The organism is Massilia eurypsychrophila, from assembly GCF_002760655.1.
Taxonomy (GTDB): Bacteria; Pseudomonadota; Gammaproteobacteria; order Burkholderiales; family Burkholderiaceae_D; genus JAFCUW01.
Map to the genome: position 1 here is coordinate 1 of NZ_PDOC01000047.1, position 8,974 is coordinate 8,974.

Here is an 8,974-nt window from a genome sequence, read left to right on the forward strand (position 1 = left end):
ACACGTCCGAGAGCGAGGCTCAATTATGAATCGCCGCTCGTCGTTTATACTCAGCACATAGCACTGCTACAACATCCGACCGACACTGTTAATTAACCCAGTGTTGCGCTTGGTACTTGAAACCGCCAACTTTTCGTTTTTTCACATCGCTCATTGCCAGTTCTCCATTTTCCGGCAACAGCTTAAACCATTGACTTGATTTCAGGATCCACTATAACCCATATCGTTATACACATCTTTTTTCGCTCAGCGTCATTTCCGCCCGGAGCAGCGATTTTCATGATGTTTTGCCTAAAAATTGAGGAAAAAATAGGTTTTTTGTATCAAACGCACCGATTCTTCGCTTGCCCCCTTGCCGGCGGTGCCCAAGAAGGTCAGCTGCAAGCCATTGATTTTATTAGTGAAAAAAGATGTGTATAACGATATGACTATAACCGGAGTGAGCCGATTCGAAACAATTGAAGCTCAACGGGCGACATGCCTCCTCAAAAACGCGCTTCTTCATTGGTACTTTAGTAGACCGCCCGCACCCACTTTTCATAGAGAGGCAAACCAATGAGAACGTTGACTGGAAAAGTAATTCCCAACGAAGCAAGCATGGCCAAGCCAATGTTCGCTTGAGGTATGGACGCTTGCACAGCTGCCGGTGCCGCGATGTAGGAGGCGCTTGCTGACAGCGCTGCTAGCACTAAAGCACTGCCGGGTGGAAGACCTAGGATCACAGCGGTGGCGATACCTAACCAAGCCAGGACAAAAGGACTCAGTGCCGCAAACAACATTAAACGCCACTGATGCATGGGCAAAGGATTGCAAACCTTGGCAGTACACAAGCCCATTTCCAATAGGAAAACAGCAAGCATTGTTTTGAAACCATCCAACAGGACCGGCTGTAACGAGGCCAACCCGACCGGGCCATATACGTACCCCATTAGCACGCCGCCACCTAACAAGATAACGCCCCGGCTGGTAAACGCCTCCCGCAACAGGCCATGACCAGAGCTGGTTCCAGTCAGGCGTCGATGTAGCCAAAGCATAAGGATAATCGCTGGCAGTTCCAGCACTACGAGATATAGGGTTGTTTCTGGATTCAGGCGAATGCCAGCCTGCTCGACCATTGCCAGCACCACGGCAAATGTGCCGGCACTAACTGAGCCGTAGTGAGCAGCAATGCTGGCAGCATCGTCAATAGATAATGCGACCAGCCTGCGCAGCACAGGATAGCAAACCAGCGGAATAATGATCCCCAGGGCCATGATGGGGAGTAAAGTGGACAGCATTTCGATTTCGAACTTCCCATGCAAGGCTTGGCCGCCCTTAAGCCCGAGTATGAGCATCAGTAGGATCGACAACGTCTGATAGACCTGGTCGGGGACTTTCAGGTCTGATTTCAGCAGTCCCGCGCAGAAACCGAGGGCAAAGAAGGCAATGACAATATCGGGCATGTAGCGCTCTTGGAAGTAAAACGAGATAAGGTGATGACAATGTCACCTCGTTATGAGTAGCAATGGCAACTTATTTGTTGCAACAAATGATATTTCGATCCGCTGAGCACTAGCGAGCACCGCGCCAGCGCAAACATCCGCGATTTGACATCTGTCTGCTCATGCTCATCACCGATTGGCCGTATGTCTGCGATGTCATCCTGTTCCCCACCTGCGCCGCGAAGACTAATCCGCAAGCGCAAGATGTAGTCGTCCACTCAGACTGGGCGGCCTTTTTTTGTTCTTTCGCTTAAAACCCTGCAGCGGACATACATATGCCGGGCGTACCCGGAAAATGGCTTATCCTGAAAATGATTTGACCAGGTTGAAGACACTGACGGTCGAGATCAACGCGCCTACCAAAATTAACAGCGTACGGGCATGCAGGCGTTTGCATAAGTACGCAGCAAACGGCGCAGCAAACAGGCCACCGAGCACTAGGCCAGCCACGATCGGCCAGGGCCCTTCGCCTATGAGCAAGGCAAACGCGATTGCACTGGCAAAGGTCAGGAAGAATTCGGCAAAGTTCACGGTGCCGATTGTCGCTCTTGGGTCGTGCCCTGAGCCGACCAGCGTTGTAGTCACCACCGGCCCCCACCCGCCGCCGCCGACCGAATCGACGAAGCCGCCAAACAATGCCAGTTTAGCGACATGCCTGGGCGCGTGTTTTGCCGCTTTCAACTTGCGAAATACTTTACTGATGATGTAGATCCCCATCAGCAGAAGATACACGGAGATGTACGGCTTGAGTACTTTTCCATCAATGTTCGATAACAGTACAGCGCCCAGCACGGCGCCGGTAATACCGGGAACAAGCAAGCGCAAAAACAGCGACTTGTTCACATTGCCAAGTTTAACGTGGGCGATACCTGAAACGCCGGTGGTGAATACCTCTGCAATATGGACACTGGCGCTGGCCACGCCCGGACTGACTCCGGTGGCCAGGAGAAATGTGGTGGACGTGAGGCCGTATGCCATCCCCAATGCACCATCGATCACTTGCGCCAATAGGCCAACCGCCACCGCGCTCCAGAAGATCCGGCTTTGCAGTGTTTCGATGACGATCTGTTCAGCCCCAACGGCGCCGTGTGCAGAAAAAAGGCGCACAACCAAAAACAGCGTCGCCCCGATCAGCATGAAAACGGCAAGCCACATTGCCATGCCCAATATCGGATGCGCACCTGGGTGCAAAGCCCTTTCTTCCAGCGGCGGAATGCCAAGCTCCCGATGCTCTGCATTGATGGGGTTATCGTCATATCGTTATACACATCTTTTTTCGCTCAGCGTCATTTCCGCCCGGAGCAGCGATTTTCATGATGTTTTGCCTAAAAATTGAGGAAAAAATAGGTTTTTTGTATCAAACGCACCGATTCTTCGCTTGCCCCCTTGCCGGCGGTGCCCAAGAAGGTCAGCTGCAAGTCATTGATTTTATTAGTGAAAAAAGATGTGTATAACGATATGGGTTATCGCCTAAATCAAGATCACGGAGTTTCAAATTCTGCACCTGCAGGCAACCGTCGAGCCATGCAGAATAAATGAGGCGCGCGCTATCCAACAGAACATTTTTCTTATGAACTTATACGTGAAACCGCAGGGAGAGCGTGTGGTTGACTGCCGTTGGCGAGGTGGACTGAGTCACTAGGTAACGATTTCGGTCAGCTCAAGCGCGCACACGCGTGACATTACGTTAATGTCACAGCTTGTGCCTCTTGTCCTCGAGGAAAACGCGTCCGGCAGTTTGCTGCGCCCGCCGGTCAAGCCGGACTGGTGTGGCTTAGCGCCCGATTTTTTCCGTTTTCCCTATTCGCCCCTACCAGCAGTACCTGCGCCAGGCATCGCTCCAGGCCGCCAACGACCGCATCAGCAACGCCATCGCCGCGCTACCGATCTTCCCGCATTACTCGTTCGACCTCAATACGCTGTACGGCGCCGTCGATGGTCAGAAATTAGGCGTCGAGCGGCCAACCGTGAAGGCGCGCTCTTCGCGCAAATACTTTGGACGCGGTAAGGGCGTCGTCGCCTACACCCTGCTATGCAACCACGTGCCGCTCAACGGCTACCTGATCAGCGCGCACGAATATGAGGCGCACCATGTGTTCGACATCTGGTATCGCAACACGTCGGACATCGTGCCAATGGCGATCACCGGCGACATGCATAGCGTCAACAAGGCCAACTTCGCCATCTTGTACTGGTTCGGCCCGCGCTTTGAGCCGCGCTTCACCAACATGGAAGACCAACTGAAAAAACTGTATTGCGCCGACGACCCGGCGCTGTACGAGAACTTTCTGATCCGCCCGGTCGGCCAGGTTGACCTCCCGGCGATCGTCGACGAAAAACCGAACATGGATCAAATCGTCGCCACGCTCGGGCTGAAGGAGATGACCCAGGGCACGCTGATCCGAAAGCTGTGCACCTACACCACGACGAACCCGACGCGGCGCGCGATCTTCGAGTTCGACAAGCTCGTGCGCAGCATCTACACGTTGCGCTACCTGCGCGATCCGCAACTGGAACGTAACGTCCATCGCTCGCAGAACCGCATCGAGTCTTATCACCAGCTACGCTCGACTATCGCCCAGGTCGGCGGAAAGAAGGAGTTGACTGGGCGGACTGACATCGAAATTGAGATCAGCAACCAGTGCGCCAGGCTGATCGCGAACGCGATCATCTACTACAACTCGGCCATCCTGTCGCACCTGCTGACGAAGTGCGAGGCCAGCGGCAACGCCAAGACCGTTGCGTTGCTCACCCGGATATCGCCAGCGGCCTGGCGGCACATCCTGCTGAACGGGCACTACACATTCAACAGCGGCGGCAAAATGATCGACCTGGACACGCTTCTGGCCGGACTGGATTTGGGGTGACGGAATTTTCTAGGGTTCCGGCTTAGAACCCCATCTCATCGACCGGTTCTGCTTCTCACAGCGATGGGCCACATTGCAGCACTGGCGTTCTCCGGTCAGGATGCCGTCGCGCTGGCTGCAGAGCGTCACATGTATGAGCTACTTTAACGACCCCTATCGCCCCAAACCGGTCATAGCAGGGCGGTTTCAAGTTCTAAGTGCAACACTGGGTTAACGAACAGTATTTTTTGAGTCTTCCAATTGCTGTCTAAACTCAGTTGTTGACGCCGACGCCAAATTGACCCGTCGCGCCGACCGAGTCTGCATCTGGCGCCGCCGACGGCAGCCGCATTGCGCCTGAGCTTGCGCGAATTCGCCTAGGTCAACGAATTTCGGCCGCCTCGGTCAATCAGGCGGCGGCACCAACGTCATTTGGGTAGTCGACTGTGCGGCCAGCCAATGGGGCAGCGCACTAGCCGCCAACGGCCTGCTGAATAAATATCCCTGGCCCTTGTCGCATCTGAGTTCACGCACCACGCCGGCTTGCGCTGCCGTTTCGATGCCCTCTGCAACCGTGTCCATGCCAAGGCTGCGCGCCACCTTGACCGTCGCCTCGATGAGTACCCGGTGATGATCGCTGGTGTCGCCCTGGCAGACGAATGAGCGGTCGATTTTCACCGTGTCGACGGGCAGCAGATGTAAGCTCGCTAACGAGGAGTAACCAGTGCCGAAATCATCGAGCGCCAGCTTGATGCCCAGCGCCTTCAACTCGTGCAGACGTTGCTGCACCTGCCGATCTTGCGCCGCCAGGGTTTCGGTGACTTCCAGCTGCAGATGTTGAGCATGCATGCCACTGGAACGCAGAATTTCGATGACAATATCGGTCCATCCCGGTTGCGCGAGCTGAGCGCGGGACAAGTTCACCGCCAACAGGCGCGGGGCGCCGTCACCAAGTTCCTCTTGCCACTGAACGAAATCGCGGCAAGCTTTCGACAGAACGTAATCGCCCAGCGCACCGATCAGACCACACTCCTCCGCCACTTCGATAAATTCCAGCGGAGGGACGACACCACGTGTCGGGTGCTGCCAGCGTACCAGCGCTTCGACGCCAGCTGAATGGTCGCTGCCGCCCCCTTCGAGGAACCCGACAACCGGTTGATACAGGACGAACAGCTCGCCCTCGTTCAGTGCCCGGCGCAAGTCGCCTTCAATATCTCCACGGCGGGCGGCTCGCTCGCGCATTGACGTCTCGAACAGGACGTAACGTCGGCCACCTTCCCGTTTGGCTTCCGCCATGGCGATGCTCGCATCGCGCAAGACTGAATCGGCGTCGCCGGCAGCCCCGGCGCCCAGAATGACGCCGATGCTGACGCTGCAACTGAGTTCATGGCCGGACATCCGGAAGGGCTTGCCGAGCGCTTCCAACAGGCGCAGCGCGATAGCTTCCACGTCTTCGGCCCGACGCATGCCGTCGAGTACGACCACGAATTCGTCGCCGCCGATGCGCGCCGCCATTTGGCTCGGTCCGCCAACGAGCCCGATGCGGTTCGAGGATGGCCGCAAGGCCGCTTGCAGGCGTTCGGCCATGGTAGTGAGCACCTGATCGCCTGCCGCATTGCCCATCGTGTCGTTGATCTGCTTGAAGCGGTCGACATTGATGAACAGCACGGCAAAATCGCCGTGCACGGATGCAATTGAGCGCGCCAGCATGAGCTCGACCTGTTCCTGAACAGCCCGGCGGTTCGGCATCTTCGTTAAGCCATCCATACGCGCGGCGCTGTTCAGGCGCCGCGTCAAAGTCGCTTGTTCCCTTTGCATTTCGGACGTGGCATCCCCCAGCACCGCCATGAGCCGGTTAGCATCGAGCTTCAACAGGCTGATCGACAGAAACTGCGGTCCCGCGTCGGTGCCGCCGGCGGCGCTCAGGTCGATGCGCAAGGATTCACAGACGACGCCGCTAGGCGCGGCGAAGTCGGCTGCCATCGAGGATAGTTGTGGTGAGACTGTCGCCAGCACGTGAAACAGGTTCTCCAGCCCGCCATCTTTGGCCAGCGGCATCAGCAAGCTGGCGGACATCGGGTTGAGTAGCTCGATGGCCCCATCAGCGCTGATCTGCACCAGTCCGATGGGAGCCCGATACAGGAACTGGATCAGCGACTCGTACGCATCGACTGTATCAGGCTGCACTGATGGCCCCGCTGAGATGATCCTTATACGTCGGGCGATCGGGCGTCCAGCAATCGACCCGATTGCGTCCGCGTGCCTTGGCAGCGTACAGCGCCTGGTCGGCCCGCCTCATCAAGCCGTCCAGCCCGGTCAAGCTGTAATCCATTGCCGCCACCCCTGCACTCACCGTGTAGCGTATCGGCTCGCCGTCGACCATGACTGCTGTCGTTTCCACGAGCGTGCGCAGGCGGTTAGCCACCGCCGCTGCGCCGGCAAGATCGGTCGACGGCAGCAATACCGCGAACTCCTCGCCGCCCACGCGCGCAACAACATCGACCTCCCTGAATGTCGCGCTCAAAGCCGCTGCCAGGTGGCACAGAACGGCATCGCCGGCCGGGTGGCCGAAACGGTTGTTGACGGCCTTAAAATGATCGGCGTCGAACAGGATCATCGCGGTAGGCCGCGTCGACAGCTTCCTGCGCTCAAGCTCCAGTTCAGCCGCTTCAAAGAACGCACGACGGTTCGCAAGACCGGTCAGGTAGTCGCAATAGGTCGCCTTGCGCTGCCGCTCGTTCGCGTCCCGCTTGTCGCTGATGTCGCGGATGATCAAGCAGTAGGCGGGGGCGAGGCCCTCGCGTTCGCCGTGGTCGCCCGGTGATGGCCCCTGATCCGGCAAAGGCGAGATCATGGCGCTGCCCCAGAATTGACTGCCATCGGCGCGCAGGCGGAAGCCTTCGCTCAGGCTCCAGCCATTCTCGTCCGCTTCACGCAATTGGTCCAACAGATGTTCCGGCGTGGTTGCCTCAGGGGGGGAGAAAATGGAGTAAGGCTGGCCGACCAGCGCCTCGGGCGCGTATCCCATCATTCTCCCGATACTTTCGTTCCACACCGCGATCCGGCCAAGGCCGTCGAGGCGGAACATGGCGTAATCGGTGATGTTGGTGAGGATGGAGTTAAGCCAGGCATCGGTCTGTTTGAGTTCGCGTTCGCGCCGTACCTGCACAGTGACGTCGCTCAGTACCGCCATCAACCGTGTATCGCCAAGCTTGACGACGGTCAGCGAAAGAACCTTGCTTGTTGACTTACGGCCCTTGTCGGCGCTGAGGGGAATGTACATACCATCACAGACCACGCCTTGCGATGGGAGGAAATCGGCGCACAAATGACGTAGTGCGGGCGCCACCCCTTCCAGGGCAGCAAACAGATTGGTCAGATTGCCGTCTCGGGAGAGCGGCATCAGCAACTGCGCTGACACTGGATTGATCATGCAGATTGTGCCGTCGAGCGCCGTTTGTACCAGGCCGACAGGCGCGAGATACAGAAACTGCATCAGCGCTTCGAGTTCGTCGCCGATTTCAGGCGAAGGTTGATCAGTCACGATGTACGATTGACCAGGACGTAGCGGGTCGCAGCCCCTGGCGCTGCGAGCAGGCGCAGCGCAACTTTAATGGGACGCATGCGAAAAGTGAGCACATAGTCGATCGTCGCATCAAGCACTGCACCTGATTCGAGAGCGTCTTCGAAGCGCTGCGCTACGAGGAAGTTATTCATGCACGGAGCAACGACAGTGAACAAGAGTTGCCCAAGCACGCGATGGGGCGACAGCCCGGCCGCTTTCGACTCGAATTCATTGTAGCGCCGAACCACGGTCTCATTGTCGAAACCGATTACGCCAAAATCGAGCGCGTCGAGCCCTTGCGCATCGAGCGCGGCCAGACGCGACTCGAGGTCGGACTGATTAAATGTGGGAATTACGTCTATCATTGAGAATACTCCTGGAAAACGGAACCAGCATCTAACGCTACATGCTTGACAGCGTTGTACAATACATTGTTGCCGCCTGGAAATTATGCTCCCATATTTCAGCGGCCCGGTCAATGTTTGTCGATGGCGAGTGTGCAGATCGACGAATAATTTTTGTACAGCCCCACTGCCGACGCCACTCTGTTATGTTGACCTCATGCTCAAGCCTCACACAACGACGTCCGCCTTGACTGGGCGCACCGTCTATTTTGACCGAAACCGCCTCAGAATCGAGGATATCGCCGTCGTCGCCGATGGCCGCGCCCGGGTTCTGTCGCGTTGTTGATCAAACGACAGAATTTCCCTAGGACGGCATTGTGCCGCTCAAACCGGACGGACTATTCCTGCCAGCACAGAAAATTGGTCGGCGAACGACATTGCATCAGCGCCGTCGATTGCGAACTGGCCCTTGCGGATCATGTGCATCAGCTCGATGCCGGCGAGCACGGAGCCGGCAGACCGGAACGATTTGAAGTTGAGCATCGGCCTGGTCACCCGCTTGATGGCGCGATGGTCCTGCTCGACGATGTTGTTGAGGTATTTGACTTGGCGCACCAGGATCGGCACGTCGCGGCCGGCGTTGATCGCATCGATCGCCGCCTCGTTGGCGCCACTCTTGTCCATCGCGACCTTGTCCGGATCGCCGTTCGCTCCCATGGCCTTGTCGAAGAAGCGCTT

The 8,974-nt window shown here is 57.1% G+C and carries 6 protein-coding genes and 1 pseudogene; 1 reads left to right on the top strand and 6 read right to left on the bottom strand.

The features are described 5' to 3' along the window. Window positions 1–512: 512 nt before the first annotated feature. Both CR105_RS26760 and CR105_RS26765 read right to left on the bottom strand, forming a co-directional pair. Window positions 513–1,442 (bottom strand): sodium-dependent bicarbonate transport family permease, encoded by a 930-nt coding sequence (locus tag CR105_RS26760; protein ID WP_099793950.1) that lies wholly within the window; start codon window positions 1,440–1,442, stop codon window positions 513–515. 339 nt (window positions 1,443–1,781) lie between these two features. After that, window positions 1,782–2,642 (bottom strand): sulfite exporter TauE/SafE family protein, encoded by an 861-nt coding sequence (locus tag CR105_RS26765; protein WP_099793952.1) that lies wholly within the window; start codon window positions 2,640–2,642, stop codon window positions 1,782–1,784. Between the two features lie 650 nt (window positions 2,643–3,292). Between CR105_RS26765 and CR105_RS26770 the strand changes: the two are divergent. Next, a pseudogene (locus tag CR105_RS26770) lies at window positions 3,293–4,348 on the top strand (Tn3 family transposase); the annotation flags it as partial. A gap of 384 nt (window positions 4,349–4,732) precedes the next feature. On the opposite strand, the gene CR105_RS26775 reads toward CR105_RS26770, so the two are convergent. The 4 genes from CR105_RS26775 to CR105_RS26790 form a co-directional block, all read right to left on the bottom strand. Beyond that, window positions 4,733–6,514, bottom strand: coding sequence for a putative bifunctional diguanylate cyclase/phosphodiesterase (locus tag CR105_RS26775; protein ID WP_099793954.1), 1,782 nt, complete (start codon window positions 6,512–6,514; stop codon window positions 4,733–4,735). Next, on the bottom strand, window positions 6,504–7,871 hold the full coding sequence (locus tag CR105_RS26780; protein ID WP_229414148.1) for a sensor domain-containing diguanylate cyclase: 1,368 nt from the start codon (window positions 7,869–7,871) through the stop codon (window positions 6,504–6,506). The genes CR105_RS26775 and CR105_RS26780 overlap by 11 nt, the downstream gene beginning before the upstream one ends. After that, window positions 7,868–8,257: a phosphonate transporter gene (locus tag CR105_RS26785; RefSeq protein ID WP_099793958.1), complete on the bottom strand. Its 390-nt coding sequence runs from the start codon at window positions 8,255–8,257 to the stop codon at window positions 7,868–7,870. The genes CR105_RS26780 and CR105_RS26785 overlap by 4 nt, the downstream gene beginning before the upstream one ends. A gap of 363 nt (window positions 8,258–8,620) precedes the next feature. Then, window positions 8,621–8,974, bottom strand: a 354-nt coding sequence (locus CR105_RS26790; RefSeq protein ID WP_143752822.1) for a DDE-type integrase/transposase/recombinase, incomplete at its 5' end; no start/stop codon positions are given.